Source organism: Pelagimonas sp. KU-00592-HH (genome assembly GCF_040369695.1).
GTDB lineage: Bacteria > Pseudomonadota > Alphaproteobacteria > Rhodobacterales > Rhodobacteraceae > Shimia.
In genome coordinates this window covers 213,442-231,468 of record NZ_BAABWM010000003.1, presented here as the reverse complement: position 1 = coordinate 231,468, position 18,027 = coordinate 213,442, and the positions used below count along the sequence as shown (strand labels likewise).

General features: G+C 59.3%; 19 protein-coding genes. 12 read left to right on the top strand and 7 right to left on the bottom strand.

Annotated features, from left to right (window positions below):
• Window position 1: 1 nt before the first annotated feature.
• Window positions 2-1,132 (bottom strand): tRNA guanosine(34) transglycosylase Tgt, encoded by a 1,131-nt coding sequence (gene tgt / locus ABWV42_RS13520; protein WP_353340604.1) that lies wholly within the window; start codon window positions 1,130-1,132, stop codon window positions 2-4.
• Window positions 1,133-1,239: 107 nt separating this feature from the next.
• Here tgt and ABWV42_RS13515 point away from each other — a divergent pair, with 107 nt between their 5' ends.
• The 5 genes from ABWV42_RS13515 (at window position 1,240) to tpiA (ending at window position 4,244) form a co-directional block, all read left to right on the top strand.
• On the top strand, window positions 1,240-2,130 hold the full coding sequence (locus ABWV42_RS13515) for an SPFH domain-containing protein (RefSeq protein ID WP_353340603.1): 891 nt from the start codon (window positions 1,240-1,242) through the stop codon (window positions 2,128-2,130).
• Window positions 2,130-2,405, top strand: a complete 276-nt coding sequence (locus ABWV42_RS13510; RefSeq protein WP_353340602.1) for an NfeD family protein — start codon at window positions 2,130-2,132, stop codon at window positions 2,403-2,405. The genes ABWV42_RS13515 and ABWV42_RS13510 overlap by 1 nt, the downstream gene beginning before the upstream one ends.
• Window positions 2,406-2,590: 185 nt before the next feature.
• Window positions 2,591-2,953, top strand: a complete 363-nt coding sequence (locus ABWV42_RS13505) for an SUF system Fe-S cluster assembly protein (protein WP_255106087.1) — start codon at window positions 2,591-2,593, stop codon at window positions 2,951-2,953.
• Window positions 2,954-2,981: 28 nt separating this feature from the next.
• Window positions 2,982-3,332, top strand: coding sequence for a HesB/IscA family protein (locus ABWV42_RS13500; RefSeq protein WP_353340601.1), 351 nt, complete (start codon window positions 2,982-2,984; stop codon window positions 3,330-3,332).
• 171 nt (window positions 3,333-3,503) lie between these two features.
• A complete protein-coding gene (gene tpiA / locus ABWV42_RS13495) occupies window positions 3,504-4,244 on the top strand; it encodes a triose-phosphate isomerase (RefSeq protein ID WP_353340600.1) in 741 nt (246 codons plus the stop codon).
• Between the two features lie 73 nt (window positions 4,245-4,317).
• Here tpiA and ABWV42_RS13490 read toward each other — a convergent pair whose 3' ends face one another.
• The 3 genes from ABWV42_RS13490 to ABWV42_RS13480 all read right to left on the bottom strand — a co-directional run bounded on the left by ABWV42_RS13490 (window position 4,318) and on the right by ABWV42_RS13480 (window position 7,457).
• Window positions 4,318-5,697, bottom strand: a complete 1,380-nt coding sequence (locus tag ABWV42_RS13490; RefSeq protein ID WP_353340599.1) for a TRAP transporter large permease — start codon at window positions 5,695-5,697, stop codon at window positions 4,318-4,320.
• Entirely contained in the window at window positions 5,697-6,362 is a 666-nt protein-coding gene (locus tag ABWV42_RS13485; protein WP_353340598.1) for a TRAP transporter small permease, read from the bottom strand. Before ABWV42_RS13485 ends, ABWV42_RS13490 begins: the two co-directional genes overlap by 1 nt.
• 90 nt (window positions 6,363-6,452) lie before the next feature.
• The gene (locus tag ABWV42_RS13480; RefSeq protein WP_353340597.1) at window positions 6,453-7,457 is read right to left on the bottom strand and encodes a DctP family TRAP transporter solute-binding subunit; all 1,005 of its coding nucleotides are present in this window, start codon (window positions 7,455-7,457) and stop codon (window positions 6,453-6,455) included.
• Window positions 7,458-7,818: 361 nt separating this feature from the next.
• Here ABWV42_RS13480 and ABWV42_RS13475 point away from each other — a divergent pair, with 361 nt between their 5' ends.
• Together ABWV42_RS13475 and ABWV42_RS13470 are read left to right on the top strand one after the other, a co-directional pair.
• Entirely contained in the window at window positions 7,819-8,781 is a 963-nt protein-coding gene (locus tag ABWV42_RS13475) for a stealth family protein (protein ID WP_353340596.1), read from the top strand.
• A 46-nt stretch (window positions 8,782-8,827) separates the two neighbouring features.
• Window positions 8,828-9,916, top strand: coding sequence for a fatty acid desaturase (locus ABWV42_RS13470; protein WP_353340595.1), 1,089 nt, complete (start codon window positions 8,828-8,830; stop codon window positions 9,914-9,916).
• On the opposite strand, the gene ABWV42_RS13465 is transcribed toward ABWV42_RS13470, so the two are convergent.
• Together ABWV42_RS13465 and ABWV42_RS13460 are read right to left on the bottom strand one after the other, a co-directional pair.
• Window positions 9,913-11,139: a sigma-54-dependent transcriptional regulator gene (locus ABWV42_RS13465; protein ID WP_353340594.1), complete on the bottom strand. Its 1,227-nt coding sequence runs from the start codon at window positions 11,137-11,139 to the stop codon at window positions 9,913-9,915. The two genes, ABWV42_RS13470 and ABWV42_RS13465, sit on opposite strands and share 4 nt — an antisense overlap.
• Window positions 11,136-12,893: a sensor histidine kinase gene (locus ABWV42_RS13460; protein WP_353340593.1), complete on the bottom strand. Its 1,758-nt coding sequence runs from the start codon at window positions 12,891-12,893 to the stop codon at window positions 11,136-11,138. The genes ABWV42_RS13465 and ABWV42_RS13460 overlap by 4 nt, the downstream gene beginning before the upstream one ends.
• A gap of 59 nt (window positions 12,894-12,952) precedes the next feature.
• Here ABWV42_RS13460 and ABWV42_RS13455 point away from each other — a divergent pair, with 59 nt between their 5' ends.
• Window positions 12,953-14,134, top strand: coding sequence for a cytochrome P450 (locus ABWV42_RS13455; protein ID WP_353340941.1), 1,182 nt, complete (start codon window positions 12,953-12,955; stop codon window positions 14,132-14,134).
• On the opposite strand, the gene ABWV42_RS13450 is transcribed toward ABWV42_RS13455, so the two are convergent.
• A complete protein-coding gene (locus tag ABWV42_RS13450; protein ID WP_353340591.1) occupies window positions 14,131-14,607 on the bottom strand; it encodes an Lrp/AsnC family transcriptional regulator in 477 nt (158 codons plus the stop codon). The genes ABWV42_RS13455 and ABWV42_RS13450 overlap by 4 nt on opposite strands.
• Window positions 14,608-14,750: 143 nt before the next feature.
• Here ABWV42_RS13450 and ABWV42_RS13445 point away from each other — a divergent pair, with 143 nt between their 5' ends.
• The 4 genes from ABWV42_RS13445 (at window position 14,751) to ABWV42_RS13430 (ending at window position 17,961) form a co-directional block, all read left to right on the top strand.
• Window positions 14,751-15,062, top strand: coding sequence for a DUF2849 domain-containing protein (locus ABWV42_RS13445; protein ID WP_255106067.1), 312 nt, complete (start codon window positions 14,751-14,753; stop codon window positions 15,060-15,062).
• 64 nt (window positions 15,063-15,126) lie between these two features.
• Entirely contained in the window at window positions 15,127-16,794 is a 1,668-nt protein-coding gene (locus tag ABWV42_RS13440) for a nitrite/sulfite reductase (protein ID WP_353340590.1), read from the top strand.
• Complete coding sequence (locus tag ABWV42_RS13435) at window positions 16,784-17,545, top strand: phosphoadenylyl-sulfate reductase (RefSeq protein ID WP_353340589.1); 762 nt, start codon at window positions 16,784-16,786, stop codon at window positions 17,543-17,545. The genes ABWV42_RS13440 and ABWV42_RS13435 overlap by 11 nt, the downstream gene beginning before the upstream one ends.
• Window positions 17,542-17,961, top strand: coding sequence for a DUF934 domain-containing protein (locus ABWV42_RS13430; protein WP_353340588.1), 420 nt, complete (start codon window positions 17,542-17,544; stop codon window positions 17,959-17,961). Before ABWV42_RS13435 ends, ABWV42_RS13430 begins: the two co-directional genes overlap by 4 nt.
• Window positions 17,962-18,027 lie beyond the last annotated feature (66 nt).

The window sequence follows — 18,027 nt, the reverse complement described above, 5'->3', positions numbered from 1 at the left end:
TTTAAAGCGGCTCGATATCGCCCTCGGCACGCTGCGCATGGAACTCGGCCTGCCACGCCTCGAACGTCCCCGCCGCGATGGCATCCCGCATGCCCTGCATGATTTCCTGGAAGTAATGCAGGTTGTGCCAGGTCAACAGCATCCCCGAAATCATCTCGTTCGACCGGAACACGTGGTGAAGATAGGCACGGCTATAGTTCGAACAGGCCGGACAGGTACACTTTTCATCAAGCGGGCGCGGATCATCCGCATGGCGCGCATTCTTGATGTTCACCACACCATGACGCGTGAACACCTGCCCCGTCCGCCCCGAGCGTGACGGCAACACACAGTCCATCATGTCGATCCCGCGCGCAACAGCACCAACAATGTCATCAGGCTTGCCCACACCCATCAGGTAGCGCGGCTTGTCTTCCGGCAGGAAACCGGGCGCATAGTCAAGACAGTCGAACATCGCGTCCTGCCCTTCCCCCACGGCCAGACCGCCAACCGCATAGCCTTCGAACCCGATCGCCTTGAGCGCCTCTGCGCTCTCCTCACGCATGTCCTGCTCAAGACCGCCCTGCATGATCCCGAAGAGCGCGTGGCCCGGACGATCGCCGAACGCCTCTTTTGAGCGCGCGGCCCACCGCATCGACAACTGCATCGACTCGGCAATCCGCTTGCGATCTGCAGGCAGCGCCGGACATTCATCGAAACACATCACGATATCCGACCCAAGCAGGCGCTGGATCTCCATCGACCGTTCCGGCGTCAATTCGTGCTTGGACCCGTCGATATGGCTTTTGAAGGTCACCCCCTTCTCGGTCAGCTTGCGCAGCCCCGCCAAAGACATGACCTGAAAACCGCCGCTATCGGTCAGGATCGGCCGCTCCCAGTTCATGAACTTGTGCAACCCGCCAAGCCGGTCAATCCGCTCGGCTGTCGGACGCAGCATCAGGTGATAGGTATTTCCCAGAAGGATGTCGGCCCCGGTCGCCCGCACGCTTTCGGGCATCATCGCCTTGACCGTCGCCGCCGTTCCCACCGGCATAAAGGCCGGCGTGCGGATGTCACCACGCGGCGTGGAGATCACCCCCGTCCGTGCCTTGCCGTCGGTAGCCTGCAATTCAAAGGAAAACCGGGTTGTCATCTGATACCTTTCTGGGTTTTCTCCCCTCCAACCACAATTGCGGTGACTTGTAAAACACCCTTGATCCCATCACATATTCGTCAGGGGAAAAAGTACGGAGAAATTTCATGACCGAAGAGCTCATTTTGGACCTTTTGACCAGTAATATCATCTACATTCTGGCCGCGATCTTCCTGATCCTGGTCATCCTCAAGGGGGTACGCATCGTCTCGCAATCCGAAAAGCACGTTGTCGAACGCTTTGGCCGCCTGCATTCGGTTCTGAACCCCGGTATCAACTTTGTCGTGCCCTTCCTCGATGTTGTCCGCCACCAGATTTCCATCCTCGAACGCCAGCTTCCGACGGCAAGTCAGGACGCCATCACCAAAGACAACGTGCTCCTGCAGGTGGAAACATCGGTCTTCTACCGCATCACCGAACCGGAAAAGACCGTCTACCGCATCCGCAACGCCGATTCCGCCATCGCCACCACCGTGGCCGGCATCGTCCGCGCCGAGATCGGCAAGATGGACCTCGACGAGGTTCAGGCCAACCGTTCGCAACTGATCTCCACCATCAAATCCGCCGTCGAAGACGCCGTGGATGACTGGGGTATCGAAGTGACCCGCGCGGAAATTCTTGATGTGAACCTCGACAAGGCCACACGCGAAGCCATGCTGCAACAGCTGAACGCCGAACGCGCCCGCCGCGCACAGGTCACCGAGGCAGAGGGCCAGAAACGCTCGGTCGAACTTCAGGCTGATGCCGAACTTTATGCCGCCGAACAGGCCGCCAAGGCCCGCCGCGTTCAGGCCGACGCCGAAGCCTATGCCACCGAAGTCGTCGCCAAGGCCATCGCCGAAAACGGCATTGAGGCCGCCCAGTATCAGGTCGCGCTGAAACAGGTGGAATCACTGAATGCTCTGGGCAACGGCAACGGCAAGCAAACCATCATCGTTCCCGCCGCCGCTCTCGAAGCCTTCGGCGATGCCTTCAAGCTCCTGAAAGGAGGTGCCTGATGACCGGCATCATGACAACGTGGTGGGTCTGGATCGCCGCCGCCCTTGGCCTTGCGATCCTCGAAGTTCTGGCGCCCGGCTTCGTGTTTCTCGGCTTTGCCATCGGCGCGGCCATCGTCGGCCTGATGCTTCTGGGGCCGGCCCAGTTCCTGTCGGTGCCGGTCCTGATCCTGATCTTCGCGGCCCTGTCCCTGATCGCATGGCTGGTCCTGCGTCGGGTCTTTGCCCTTCCCGGCAGCAAACCCAAGACCTTCGATCACGACATCAACGATTAACCCTTTCGTAAAAAATCTCACGAAACCGCGTCTCACAGGCGCGGTTTTTTTTGTATCCAGACCAAATCGCACCTCCGCAATACCTCCGTAATACCGACGTAATACCAACATCGATTTTTTCGCCCTCTGGACCTTGTGAATGATAAATCCTATATGTTCGCTCAGGAATGATGCAGGATACCCCAATGACCCACGCAACGGATCCCGTAGAAGGCACACCGCTGATCGCCCCGTCGACTACCGACCACCCGCTTCACGAAGCACTGGTCGAAGCCTGCCGGAGCGTCTACGACCCCGAGATCCCGGTAAACATCTACGACCTCGGACTGGTCTATACCATTGAGGCCAATGACGAAAACGACGTCAACGTCATCATGACCCTGACCGCGCCGGGCTGTCCGGTGGCGGGCGAAATGCCGGGCTGGGTTCAAGAGGCCTGCGCCGGTGTCCAGGGCGTTCGCACCGTGACCGTCGATCTGGTCTGGTCGCCGCCGTGGGGCATGGAAATGATGTCGGACGAAGCCCGCCTCGAGCTGGGTTTCATGTGATCTGTCAACGTGTTGAGAAGGAAAGCTGATGTTTGGCATTCCCGGAAAACAAGCTGTAACCATGACCTCTGCCGCTGCGGCGCAGATTTCAAAACTGATGGCCAAGGAAGGCCACGCAGGTCTGCGCATCGGCGTCAAGAAAGGCGGCTGCGCCGGCATGGAATACACCATGGAATACGTCGAGGCGACCGACCCGCATGACGAGGTCGTCGAACAGGACGGCGCGCGCATCATGATCGCGCCCATGGCCCAGATGTTCCTGTTCGGCACCGAAATCGACTACGAGGTTTCGCTGCTTGAGGCCGGTTTCAAGTTCAACAACCCGAATGTCACCGAGGCCTGCGGCTGCGGGGAATCGATTAAGTTCGAGGGCATGTAACCCCCTGATCACCAAACGGTTTCCAAAACCACCGAACACACAAAAGGCGCCCCACGGCGCCTTTTTCGTTTGCTGCTGCACGCCAATCCACCGACGCGACGCACAGCGCCCTTGACGCGCCCCTCCCAACCCACGAAAACAGGGCCGAAATCAACTCATCAGGGGAATGACATGCGGCGCAAACTGGCAGCAGGCAACTGGAAAATGAACGGCCTCAAGGCCTCGCTCGCAGAACTCACCGCCCTCGCCGCCGCCCCTGCCCCAAGCCAAACCGACCGTCTGATTTGCCCGCCGTTAACCCTTATCGCGCAAGCTGCGGGGGTCTCCGGTGGAATCGCGATTGGCGGTCAGGATTGTCACACTGCCACCTCCGGTGCCCACACCGGCGACGTTTCGGCGGAAATGCTGGCGGACGCTGGCGCCACGTCGGTCATCGTCGGCCACTCGGAACGCCGCGAAGACCACGGCGAAACCGACGCGCTTGTGCGCACCAAGGCCGAGGCGATCTGGGCCGCTGGTCTGACGTCGATCATCTGCCTTGGCGAAAGCCTTGCCCAACGCGAAGCGGGCGAAACCCTGGACGTGATCGGCAGCCAGCTTGAGGGCTCGACCCCGGACGCCTCCACCGGCGCAAACACCGTGATCGCTTATGAACCCATCTGGGCCATCGGCACCGGCCTGATCCCCACGCTCGAGCAGATTGCCGAGGTGCATGATTTCATCCGCGCCAAGCTCGTCGCGCGGTTCGGCGAAGACGGCAACGCGATCCGTATTCTCTATGGCGGATCGGTAAAGCCCTCAAACGCAACGGAAATCTTTGCGGTGTCAAACGTCGATGGCGCATTGGTCGGCGGCGCAAGCCTCAAGGCCACGGACTTCCAGGCCATCATCGACGCGCTCGACGCGGCCTGATCCGGCACCGCATTCCCGCAAAGCAAAACGGCCCCGGAAACCTCCGGGGCCGTTTCTTTTACTCATACACGATCTACTTGGTAATGATCTCTGGTCCCATGAAGGTGTTCGGCAGGAACGTCGACAGCCACGGGATATAGGTCACCATGATCAGGAAGACGAAGAGCACGGCCAGGAACGGCAACGCGGCCCGCACAACGCTCATCATCGGCATCCCCGCCACACCGGAGGTCACGAACAGGTTGAGCCCCACCGGTGGCGTGATCATCCCGATCTCCATGTTCACCACCATGATGATACCAAGGTGAATCGGGTCGATCCCCAGTTCGATGGCAATCGGGAACACCAGCGGCGCAACGATCACGAGAAGACCCGAAGGCTCCATGAATTGACCACCGATCAGCAGGATGATGTTGACCACGATCAGGAACATGACCGGACCAAAACCCGCCGAAAGCATCGCACCCGCAATGTGCTGCGGCACCTGCTGTTCGGTCAGAACATGCTTCAGGATCAACGCGTTGGCGATCACAAACAAAAGCGTGACAGTCAGCTTACCGGCCTCAAACAGGGTGTGTTTGGTGTCGGGGTGGACCCACGCCGTGAACAGGGCAATCGGCTTGCGCAGCAGGTTGCTTTTCTGTCCGCCATTCGCCCCTTCCGACAGCGGCCCCATGTCCTTGTAGATGAAGGACGCGATGAGGAAGGCATAGACAGCCGCAACAGCCGCCGCTTCTGTCGGCGTAAAGATACCACCGTAGATACCGCCAAGGATGATGACGATCAGGAACAGGCCCCAGCCAGCTTCGCGGCCAGACTGTACGATTTCACCAACGCCTTGCCATTCGCCTTTCGGCAGGTTCTTGACCTTGGCGATCACGTAGATCGTGATCATCAGCATCAGTCCGGCCATAAGGCCCGGAATAACGCCTGCAAGGAACATACGGCCAACCGAAACTTCTACGGCAGCAGCATACACAACCATCACGATCGACGGCGGGATCAGGATGCCCAGCGTACCCGCGTTACAGATCACACCAGCGGCAAACTCTTTCGAGTAGCCCACCTGACGCATCCCGGCGATCACGATCGAACCGATCGCCACAACCGTTGCCGGAGAAGAGCCTGAAAGGGCTGCAAACATCATGCAGGCAAAGACGCCCGCAATTGCCAGACCACCGGGAAGGTGACCGACGCAGGCAATCGAGAACCGGATGATCCGCCGCGCAACGCCGCCTGTCGTCATGAAGGACGATGCCAGGATGAAGAACGGGATCGCCAAAAGGGTAAAGTGCCCTTCAAAGGCCTCAAAGAGCGTACCTGCAACCGACGCAAGCGTCGCGTCCGAGAAGAACAACAGGAACAGGATCGAGCTCAGGCCAAGGCTGACCGCGATCGGCACGCCGATCAGCAACAGGCCGATGACCATGCCAAAAAGAAGTACCACGTCCATCAGTCATGCTCCCCTTGAAGTGCACGCACTTCTTCAATCTCGTCTTCGACCTCATGGCTCGCCACCAGACGGTCGGTTTCCCCACGCCAGATCTGGAGACCGGCCTGAATGAAGCGGAACAAGAGAAGAGCCATCGAAATCGGCAGCACAAGGTAAGGCACGACCTTTGGCAGTTTCTCGTATTCATCGCCGTAGTTGATCAAGTCTTCGAGGAAGCGCAGGAAGCCGACCATCGGTACGTCCTGAACTTCATAGAAGCTTTGCGAGCGGAATTTCTCTGCGAAACCGGTTGGGAACCAGCGTCCCGTTGTCGGCGGCAGATCCGCGAACACAGCCCAGTAGTCATAAGCGCCCTTGACCATGAACACCGCGAACAGCAGGCAGGCTGCCACGGAAATCAGGCCCAGCACGCGGGCAACGGCAGGCGATACCATGTTCAGGATCGCATCCACGCCCAGATGGCTGTGCTTTTTGACTGCGTATGACGCGCCCAGCAGGACCAGCCAGCCGAACAGGAACACGGTTAGTTCCAGCGCCCACAGAATGTTAGAATTGAACCCGAACCGGGCAATGACGTTGGCGAATGTGATCACCGTCATCAGCCCCAGGAGGATCGCGATCAGCGTCTCCTCGATCCGGTCCACAAAGCTATGCTTGTGTTGCATGTCCTCATGTCCCCGATTTTTGTTGAAAAAAGGGCGGACTCGTTGGCCCGCCCATAGTGTGACGCCCCGATTGCCGGGGCGCCGACGCGATTACATGGACGCGTTGATGGCTTGCGCCGCGTCGATGTTTTCTTGGCCCACGTCTTTCGAGAACTTGTCCCAGACCGGACGCATTGTTTCGACCCACTCCTGGCGCTGCTCGGCGGTCAGGGTGCGAATGGTGCCACCTGCATCAACGATCGACTGTTTCGCCGCGTTGTTCACAGCGGTCGATTCCGAGTTACGGACCGCGGTGACTTCACCCAGAATGGTCAGGAACTGGTCACGCACGTCGGCGTCAAGGCTGTCCAGCCAGTCAACCGAGGTCACAACGAGGTAGTCGATGATACCGTGGTTGGTTTCGGTCACACCGTCCTGAACTTCAAAGAACTTCTTGCCGTAGATATTCGACCAGGTGTTCTCCTGACCGTCCACAACGCCCTGTTGCAGCGCGCCGTACACTTCCGAGAAGGCCATTTTCTGGGGCGAACCACCGATGGCTTCCATTTGGGCAACCAGAACGTCCGACGACTGAACACGGAACTTCAAACCGTTTGCATCGGTCGGCGACACCAGCGGCTTGTTGGCCGACATCTGCTTCATGCCATTGTGCCAGTAGGCCAGACCTTGCAGACCGCGGCGTTGCATCGAGTCCAGCAGCGCCTGACCGTTTTCCGAAGCTTGGAAAGCGTCAACCGCGTTCACGTCCTTGAACATGAACGGAAGGTCAAAGATGCGGAACTGTTTGGTGAACTTTTCGAACTTCGACAGCGAGGGTGCTGCAAGCTGTACGTCGCCTTGCAGCATCGCTTCCAGAACTTTGTTGTCATTGTAGAGGGTCGAGTTCGGGAAGACTTCCATGCAGGCCTTACCGTTCATCTCGTCGTTGACGCGCTGTTCAAGCAGCGAGGCAGCGATGCCCTTGGGGTGCTTGTCGGTGTTGGTCACGTGGCTGAACTTGATGACGATCTCGCCCTCGTCGCAAGCGGCCTGAACGGCGGTGCCGGCAGTTACGGTAAGAGCCAGTGCGGTGGCTGCAGTTGTCAGGAATTTCATTGGTTTCTCCTCCCAGGGGTTTCCAATCCAAAAACTTACATCCGGCCCATCACGGACCGGGACGACAAAACAGTGACAATCCAAGAAATCTCGCTCAACACTTTGTTTGAACTTTTAGCGATCTGCACAAAAACTGTTTGTTTTCAGAAATTTGTCATGCACATCTTGCAACCCCGCCATTCGCAGCCAGCATTGTTGTGCGGTTTTCCACACACCCCTCAAAGCAATTGTGCGGAATTTCGCACAACTTTCCTTCGCCGCGTTTCGTCATCTGCCCCTGAATTCCATGGCACTTATCGGTACTGAACACTTGCCCCAATCGGAATGTTCCGAAATAGTTGGTCAAATTCGGCACGAAAAAATGAATAAACCAAACCAACCAATAGACGTTGTTTACACGTGGGTGGACGACGGCTTTCCTGGCTACTCAGACGCGCTTCAGCGCTACGCAGACGACCCGCGTGACAGCGACCCCAATCGCACACGCGACAACCTGGAAACCCTCCGATACTCGCTCAGATCGGTTTGGCAACACCTGCCGGATGTGCGGTCGATCTACATCTTTTCCTGCCGCCCACAGGTGCCCTCTTGGCTGGACACGAGCCATCCAAACATCAATCTTGTTCACCACGACGAAGTGATCGCCACGCGATACCTGCCCACCTTCAACTCTTTCTGCATCGTGTCGCACCTTCATCTCTTGCCCGGAGTTTCCCGCCAGTTCCTGTACTTCGAAGATGACGTGCTGGCGAACTCGGATGACCTGATGGATGCAATGTTCACCCCCGATGGCCACCCATGGGTTCATCTGGAGAGCCGCAAGGTCGTCCCGCACTGTAAGTTGGACACGGCCACCGCCAGCCCCTGGAACCTGTCGCTCGCCAATGCCGACAACGCCCTGACCAAGCGGTTCGGAGCCAAAGCTCGCCGCCACATCATTCACGGCCCACAGATCCTCGACTGCGATCTGTTGGAGCTGATGTGCCGGGAGTTCCCGGAACGGGTCGAGGCCACCCGAAACTCGAAATTCCGGTCGGGCGACAACATTCCGCCCGAGTTTCTCGCCCGCCATCTGGCGCTGGAAACCGGCGCGGCCAGCCTCGCGCCGTCTGCCCTTAGCAACAAGGTTCAGGGATACGCCTCGGTCGAGAACCTCAGACTTTGGACTTGGTATCAAATCAATCGCATCAACCGGCGCAAGCCTATGAGCATCACGCTGAACGACAGCTTTGGCGATACGCCGAACCCAAAGGTGGAAACCATGGTGAAAAAACAGCTGGAAACATGGTTTCACGATCCTGCCCCTTGGGAATTTCCCGCCTAGCCGCCTATAGTCCGACATAAAGCATCGAAGGGACACCATTTCGGAAATGACACAAGAGCCCGCCCCGAAACACGGCATTTCCCCGCAGTCACGCCGTCACAATGACATGCGCCGAGACGCCGTAAAGGCCCACCCCGAACTTGCAGGCCTGTCCGGCCCTGATCCGCGCACGGCTTTGGCTCTGCCGATCCTTCTCGCGGTGCATTGGGGAATCGCGTGGCTGGTATCGGATGCCGGCATCATCGTCATCGGCCTCTCGGCCTTTCTGGTTGGCCAGCTCGTCTACCACTCGGCCGCGTCGCTCATCCACGAAACCTGCCACAAACTGGTGTTTCGCGAACCGCGTGCCAAACTGGGCTTTGACCTCGCGCTGGAATTCATCCTCACGTCCTACGGCAAGCAACTGATCTACCAGCATCAGCACATCACGAGCCATCATCCCTTTGTCGGAGACTACGAACGGGATTACGAACACGAAGACATCTGCGCCCTGCAGGCCAGACAACACGTCATTCGCACAACACCAAAACGCCAGCGTGCGCTGACCCTCATAACCCTCGTCATTCACTCACTGCCCTTGGGCTTCATGCTGGCAGACGTCATTCTGCCGCGACTGAACGCCTGGGCATCCGGCCGGCCGATCAGCGATCCGGTAGATCGCTTTACCGGCACCCGTCCCACATCATCGGAAATGCGCCCCTTCATCGCGGTTTCGATCCTGTCTAACATCGCGATGATTGCCCTATTGGGGCCTTGGGCTCTACTCTACCACCTGTGGTCGCTGTCTTTCTTTCTTGGAAAGATGGGCATCTCCAACCTCGGCCAGTCGCTCAGCGAACATCCCGGCACGGACGACGTCAATCCGACCCGTTCCACCTATGGCCCTATCAACTGGCTGCTGTTCAACACCGGCTACCACAACGAGCACCACAGCTTTCCGAACGTCGCCTGGACCCGCCTGCCGGCCCTGCACAGGGGGGCGCCCGAGGTCTTTCATGCCGAGGCGGCGAAATCCTACCTCGGTTGCTGGTGGGACCACGTGAAAAACGACTTCACCGCCAGCCGTGCTTTGGAAATCCACGAACACGACCAGTCCGCCCGCTGCGAAGGACGGGACACAGCCCTCAAGACCTAGCGGAAATCCTCGGGTCGCAGACCGTGTTTGGCCAGCTTGTCATAGAACGTCTTGCGCGGCAGCTTGAGCGCCTCAGCCGCCGCCGCCGCACGCCCCTGCGCCCGCCGAAGCGCCTCTTGCAGCAAAGACCGCTCTACCTGCGCCATCTGTTCCGCAAGGCCCAGCGCGCCTTCGGTTTCGCTTTCGTCGTGCAGGCCCAGCGCAAAGCGCATCGCAACGCTCATCAACGCGCGGGCATTGCCCGGCCAGTCACGCGCCATGATATCCGCAATCACATCCGGCGTGATCTCGGGCGCCACCAATCCGGCCTGTTCCGCGGCCTGCGCAACATAGTGGCGGAACAACACCGGAATATCCTCGGGGCGTTCGGCAAGGGACGGAATACGCACCTGCATGGCATCCAGCCGATAAAACAGTTCGCCATGCAGCCTGCCATCATCCACCGCCGCCTTGAGATCGGCGGTGCTGCCAAAGATCAGGCGCGGGTGATCCCCCTGCTCCATCAGGGTCACCAGTGCAAACTGCGTCTCCATCGGCATGGCGGTGATCTCATCCAGAAACAGACTGCCGGAAGCGGCGGCAGCCACCGCCTCCTGAAAGCGCCCGACATCCATACCCGCCGCCGAATGCTTACCAAATGGGCCCTTCGAAAGTGGCGAACACAGGTGGACAACTTCCGCGACCTTGGAAATACCGACCCCTTGTTGACCCGTAACCAGAACTTCGGCCGTAGTCCGCGCAACCGATCGCACACGACCGCGCAGGTCATTGGCAAGACCAGAGGTGCCAAACAGCATCCTCGCCGCCGGATCCCCTGTTTCGAGTTGCAGTTTCAAGCGCCGGTTCTCAAGAACAAGACCTCGGGTTTTCAAAGCCCTTTCCACTACCCCGATCAGGTCTTTCGGCGCACAGGGTTTTTCAAGAAAACCGAAAGCCCCTTTGCCCATCGCAGAGACGGCCATCGGAATATCGCCTTCTCCGGTGAGAAGGATCACGGGCAACTCTGGGTCGACATCCTGCGTATAGGTCAAAAGATGGAAACCGTCCCTCCCCGGCATTCGGATGTCCGAAACGATCACACCGGGAAAATCACGCAGAATGTGATCCTTGGCTTCGATAAAACTGCCCGCCGCCGTCGCATCCAGATCGGCAAGCTCAATCGTCTGCTTGAGCGCCTCGCGCACATCGGCATCGTCGTCTACTACTAGAACCTTGGTCGTCATGCCGCCTTTTCCTCGTTCCAGGGATCAAGCTCAACCGTGAACATCGCCCCCCTCTCGGTATTGGTGCCACGGATACGCCCACCAAAGCTTTCGACAAGGCCATAAGAGATGGAGAGGCCAAGCCCCATACCTTCTGAACTGCCCACCGCCTTGGTTGAATAGAATGGCTCGAACATCTTCTCGGGGTCTTCAATACCCGGCCCGATGTCTCGCACGGAAACAGACAAACGCTCGGCATTTTCAATCGAGATGCTGATGCGCCTGTCCTCCTGCTCCATCATCGCATCGGCCGCGTTGTTAATCAGGTTCACGAAGACCTGCGCCAGACGCACCTCGCCCCCCCATGCAAGCACCGCCCCCCCATGCGTGTGGGGCTCCCATTCAAGCAACACCCGATCCGCCTTGAGCCTTGGCGTCGTCAACTCGACCGCCGTATTGATCACCTGCACGAGGTCCACCTTCCCCATCGGTTCGCTTTCGTTGCGGGCAAAGGCACGCAGGTTCTTGATGATCCGCGCCATTCGGGCGGCCATCTCGGATATCCGGCTCAGGTTATCCGAGGCCACCTCCTCCTTGCCACGTTGCAGGAACAAGGCCCCGTTCTCGGCAAACTGGCGGATCGCCATCAGGGGCTGGTTGAGTTCATGGCTGATACCCGCCGACATCTGCCCCAAGGCGCTCAGCTTCTCGGCCTGAACAAGCTCCTCCTGCGCCTTCTTCAGCGCCTTCTCGGCTTCCTGACGCTCCGTGATCTCGCGGCGCAGCTGAACGTTGGTCTCCGAAAGGGCGCGGGTACGCATGGCAACGCGTTCTTCCAAAATCGCATTGGCTTCGGCAAGGACCTGTCTTCGCTGCATCGCCTGATAGAGAAAGACCCCAAAGGCAAGGATCAGCGCCGCAACAACCGCAGCCTGCAATCCCGCAAGCCTTTGCGCAGGGGAAACATCAATCACCGCCTCTCCGATCAGGTCGATGATCGGCAGCGGTTGAACAAGGTGCAGCCCCCGCTTGGGCACATAATCCCCCCAGTCCAGCCGCCAGAGTTCATGGCCGGCCTGCGTATAGGCCCTGAACGGCGGTGCTGCCCCGCTTGGCGGCACCAGCCCGACATCCCCGCCACGCCGCTCCCAGAGCAACAGCTCGGAACGGTTGGTAATGAAGACAAGCCCCTCCTCGTCCACGAAAAACACCGCCGGTCCGTCCCCGCGCCAGTTATCTTCCACGTCAGCCACATCGACACTGACAATCAGCACACCCTGCACATGCCCGTCTGCAGCAAAGCTCGGGGCGGCATAGTAAAAGGCCCGCCGCCCATCCTTGCTCGACACGCCATGATGCGTCCCAAGGGCACCATGCATCGCGCGCATGAAATAGGGCGTTTTCACAAGCGACTCATCCGGCCCTTCAAAGGCAGACACAAGCACCCGCCCTTCGATATCGGCAAACATGATATTCAACGCGGTCGTCTTGTCGGCGGCATCCAGAAGCAGCATCCGCGCATCCCTCGGATTGCCTCGCCCTTCGACAAGGTCCGTCAACACCGGATGAGACGACATAAGCACCGCAAGCTCCTGATATCGCTGAAGCTGCGCGGTCAGCCTGTCCGCCGCAAGGGCAAGATCGGACTCGCCCTGTTCGACAAGCTGCGTCAGCGCCTGCCTGTAACCCAAGCGCCAAACCGTCGCCGAGGCCGCCACCATGACGATGACAAACACAAGCAGAATCATGAAACGGTGGCGCATCCAGGTCTTCATGCCCCCAACCTAACAATTGCCTGCTTGCATTGACCAGCAAGTTGGAAAACATGGGCGCTATGGAAATCCTGTCCCAATCCCCGACCGACCCCGCCTTCGTGCAGAACCCCTATGCTTTTTACGAAGAGGCCCGCGCAGAAGGGTCGATGTTCTATTGGCAGGACTATGACATGCCCGCGGTGGTCTCCCATGCGCGTGTCTCGCATCTCCTGCGGGATCGAAGCTTTGGTCGCGAAGTCCCGCCGGAAATGGCCCCCGATCACCCCGCGCACCTCAAGGCCTTCTATGACATCGAAGCCCACTCCATGCTGGAACTCGAAGCGCCGCGCCATACTCGCCTTCGCAAACTTGTTCTGCGCGCCTTCACAACCCGGCGCATCGAGGCCTTGAGAACCGAGATTACCAAAACCTGCCACGCGCTGATCGATAAATTTCCGGACGGCGAGTTTGATCTGCTCCCGACTTACGCAGCCCCCCTTCCTGTTGCCATCATCTGCCGTCTTCTGGGCGTCCCCGAAGACATGGGGCCACAGCTTTTACGCTGGTCGAACGACATGGTCGCCATGTATCAGGCCCGCCGCACCCGCGAGATCGAAGACGCCGCCGCCAAGGCGTCTACCGAATTCGCCGACTATATCCGCAGCTACGTCGACCAGCGCCGCACCTCTCCGACCGAAGATCTGATCTCGGAATTGATCGCCGCCGAGGAAGAAGGCGAAAAGCTCTCTACGGATGAACTCATCACCACATGTATCCTGCTGCTCAACGCGGGCCACGAGGCAACCGTACACACTCTAGGCAACGGCGTGAAAGCACTTCTCGAACACGGCTTTGGATCAGAGGCGCTGACACCTGAAACCGTTGGCGGGACCATCGAGGAAATCATCCGCTACGATCCGCCCCTGCACATGTTCACGCGTTATGCCTATGAAGATGTCGAAATCGGCGGCCATCATTTCAAACGCGGCGATCAGGTCGCCCTGCTTCTGGCAGCGGCCAATCGCGATCCCGGCCCCTGGGAAGACCCGGAAGTTTTCAATCCGTCCCGCCCCGTTGCCACCAACACCTCATTCGGCGCAGGCGTGCATTTCTGCGTCGGCGCGCCTCTGGCCCGTCTTGAACTCAGCATCGCCATGCCCATCCTCTTCGACCGCTGTCCGAACCTCGCATTGGTAGGCACGCCGCAATACGGCAATCTCTACCACTTCCACGGTCTCGAAGCATTGATGGTACGAACCTAGGACTTAGCAGGCAAAAGCGGCAGGTTGGTTGTCGACTTGATCTCTTCCATCGAAAGCAGCGCGGTCACGTTGTGAACCCGCACTTCCGAGATCAACGCCTGGTAAAAGGCATCATAGGCGCGGGCATTGGCCACCCGTACCTTGAGGATATAGTCAATGTCACCTGCAAGGCGATGTGCTTCCTGCACTTCCGGGCGATCCCGCAACGCCTTGAGGAAGTCCGCCTGCCAAGACGCCTCGTGTTCGCTCGTGCGTATCAGAACAAAGAAACAGGCCTCATACCCAAGGGCTTCGGCATCCAGAAGAACAGTCTGCTGACGGATCACTCCCGCGTCGCGCAGCTTGCGGATACGATTCCACACCGGCGTCTTGGAAGACCCCACGCGCTTGGCTATTTCATCAAGGGATTGTGAAGCGTCCCGCTGGAGCTCATCAAGAATTTTCCGGTCCAGTTCGTCAATTCGCAACGACATTCGCTTTTCCTTCAGGTTTGAGAATTTTCCTCGCCGCCGCGCAATCAGCAAGAACGATTATTCCTATTTACTCTCACACCTAGCGCAAATACGGAACAATTTCCTATATTGCAACCACAATCCACCACTCACGGAGCAAAGCAATGGCCCGCGCCTTCACGCCCAAAGTCATCACAGCCAACGACCTGATCGAAGGTGATGTGATCTATCTGACCGCAGATGACACATGGACACGTGAAATGTGTATGGCGGAATTGCTGACCGACGAAGCACATGCCGACCTGCGCTTGCTGGATGCGATCCAGCAGCCCGGCATCGCTGTCGGCCCTTATCTCGCGGATGCGAAGGCAGGCGAGAACGGTCCGGAACCAACGCATTTCCGCGAAGAGTTCCGCCGCACCGGCCCCTCGAACTACTTCCACGGCAAACAAGCCGATCTCGCCGCAGCCAGCTGAAATCTGCACTAGGTTTTTGACCGTCTCCCACCCCGAGACGCGCCACGCGAAAGGTCCCTGATCCATGTATCAGTATAACGAATTCGACTCCGCGTTCCTTGCCGAACGCAACCGCCAGTTCCGCCAGCAGGTCGAGCGCCGCATCTCCGGTGCCCTGACCGAAGATGAATTCAAGCCCCTGCGCCTGATGAACGGTGTCTACCTGCAACTGCACGCCTACATGCTGCGCGTCGCCATTCCCTATGGCACTCTCAGCAGCGCCCAGATGAACCAGCTCGCCCTTCTGGCCGAGAAATGGGACAAGGGTTATGGCCATTTCACCACCCGTCAGAACATCCAGTACAACTGGCCCAAGCTGACCGACATTCCGGACATGCTCGATGCGCTGGCCGAAGTGAACATGCACGCCATCCAGACGTCGGGTAACACCATTCGTAACGTCACCGCCGACCACTTTGCCGGCGCCGCCGCGGATGAAATCGAAGATCCGCGCCCGATTGCCGAACTGATCCGCCAGTGGTCGACCGATCACCCGGAATTCCAGTTCATGGGCCGTAAGTTCAAGATTGCCGTTTCGGCGGGCGAAAAGGACCGCGCGGTTCTCAAGGCACACGACCTCGCCGTACGTGTCGTGCGCAACGAGGCTGGCGAAACCGGCTACCAGATCCTCGTCGGTGGCGGCCTTGGCCGGACCCCGATGATCGGCAAGGTCCTCAATGACTTCCTGCCGCGCGCTGACCTGCTGCCTTATATCGAGGCCACCGTTTCCGTCTGGAACCAGATCGGTCGCCGCGACAACAAGTACAAGGCACGTATCAAGATCACCGTGCACGAACTGGGCCTGGACGAAATCCGCGCCCGTGTCGAAGAGCGTTTCGCCAAGCTGCGCAGCACCTTCGGTGGCTTTGACCAGGTCCTGTTTGACGAGATCAAGACCCACTTCGCCGCCCCTGCGTTCAAATCGGCATCGACCGAGGCCTTTGATGCGGCCTACAACAGCGATCCGCTGTTCCGCAGCTGGGCCGACACCAACCTGAGCGAACACCGTGCCGAGGGCCACACCATCGTGACCATCTCGATCAAGAAACACGGCGACACCCCGGGCGACGCAAGTGCCGCGCAGATGCGTGTGATGGCGGAAATCGCCAAGGCATATGGCTATGACGAGCTGCGCATCAGCCACGAGCAGAACGTGATCCTGCCGCATGTCCACAAATCGGACCTGCCTGCGATCTATGCCGCCCTGCGCGAAGCCGATCTGCACACCGCCAACATCGGTCTGGTGTCCGACATCATCGCCTGCCCCGGCATGGACTACTGTGCCCTGGCAACCGCCCGCTCGATCCCCGTTGCGCAACAGATCGCAACCCGTTTCGAAGAGTTGAAGCTGGAACACGACATCGGCCACCTGCAGATCAAAATTTCCGGCTGCATCAACGCGTGTGGACACCACCACGTGGGCCACATCGGCATTCTCGGCCTCGACCGTGCAGGCGTCGAGAATTACCAAGTCACGCTAGGCGGCGACGCCACCTGGGACGCGGCCATCGGCGAGCGCGCAGGTCCGGGCTTTGCCTACGACGAGATCGTGCCGGCCATCGAGCGTTTGGTAAAAGGCTATCTGGAACTGCGTCAGGATGAAGGCGAAACCTTCCTTCAGGCCTACCGCCGTCTCGGCCTCGCAGCGTTCAAACCTTACCTCTACCCCGAGGCACAGGCCCATGCCGCTTGACGAGATCCAGACCGAGCTGGGGGCCGACCGTCGTGCCCTCAGCGAAAAGGTCTCGGAGCTGAACGAACGCTATCGCCACCACAGCGCGACCGACGTCTTTCGCGGCGCGCTTCAGGATGGCGGCGAGATCGCGCTCGTGTCCAGTTTCGGGGCTGAATCCGTGGTGCTCCTGCACATGGCGGCCATTGCCGACAAGAACACGCCCGTTCTGTTCGTCGACACCCAGATGCTCTTTCCCGAAACCCTGGTCTATCAGGCCGAGGTGGCCGAGCGACTGGGTCTCAGGAACGTGCGCGTGGTGCGTGCCGAACAGGAAGACATCGACCGCGACGATCCCTACGGTGCCCTGCGCCTGAACGATACCGACGCCTGCTGCACCCTGCGCAAGACGATCCCGCTGCAACGTGCCCTCAGCGGCTTTGACGGCTGGATCACCGGGCGCAAACGCTTTCAGGCCGGCACCCGCGCCGCGCTCGATTTCTTCGAAGTCGAGGACGGCACCGGGCGCATCAAGGTCAACCCCCTCGCCCACTGGGCACCGGAAGACGTGCGCGCCTACATGGTAGAAAACCGCCTGCCCCGCCACCCGCTGGTGGCCAAGGGCTATCCTTCGATCGGCTGTGCGCCCTGCACCAGCCCCGTCAAGGAAGGCGAAGACCCCCGCTCGGGCCGCTGGCGCGGGCAGGACAAAAGCGAATGCGGCATCCATTTTGTAGATGGCAAGATGGTGCGAATTGGAGAGAAAACATGACTGTTATCGTAACCGACGCGGGCTTCGGCTCGGATGACTGGACCAAGGGTTTCGTTCCGTTCAGCGAAGCCGCAAATGACGTGATCTCGCTCGACGTGGCCTCGGACACCGATCCGGCCGCCCTGATCGAACAGCTTTCCGGCGTGGAAATGGTGCGGGTCGACTTCCCCTCCTTTGCCGATGGCCGCGGCTTTACCATCGCCCGCCAGCTGCGTCTGGCCGGCTACAACGGCCGCCTGCGCGCCAAGGGCCACGTCATTTCGGACCAATACGCCATGGCCCGCCGTTCGGGCTTTGACGAGGTCGAGATCAGCGATGATCTGGCAGCCCGTCAACCCGAAGGCGAATGGCAATTCCGTTCGGACTGGCGTGCGCATGACTACCAAACCCGGATGCGCGGTCACAATTCCGCTTGATGGATCACAATTTGCGTCAGATCAAAGCCGCAACCCAGATACATCTTTAAAAACCCTATCGAACTG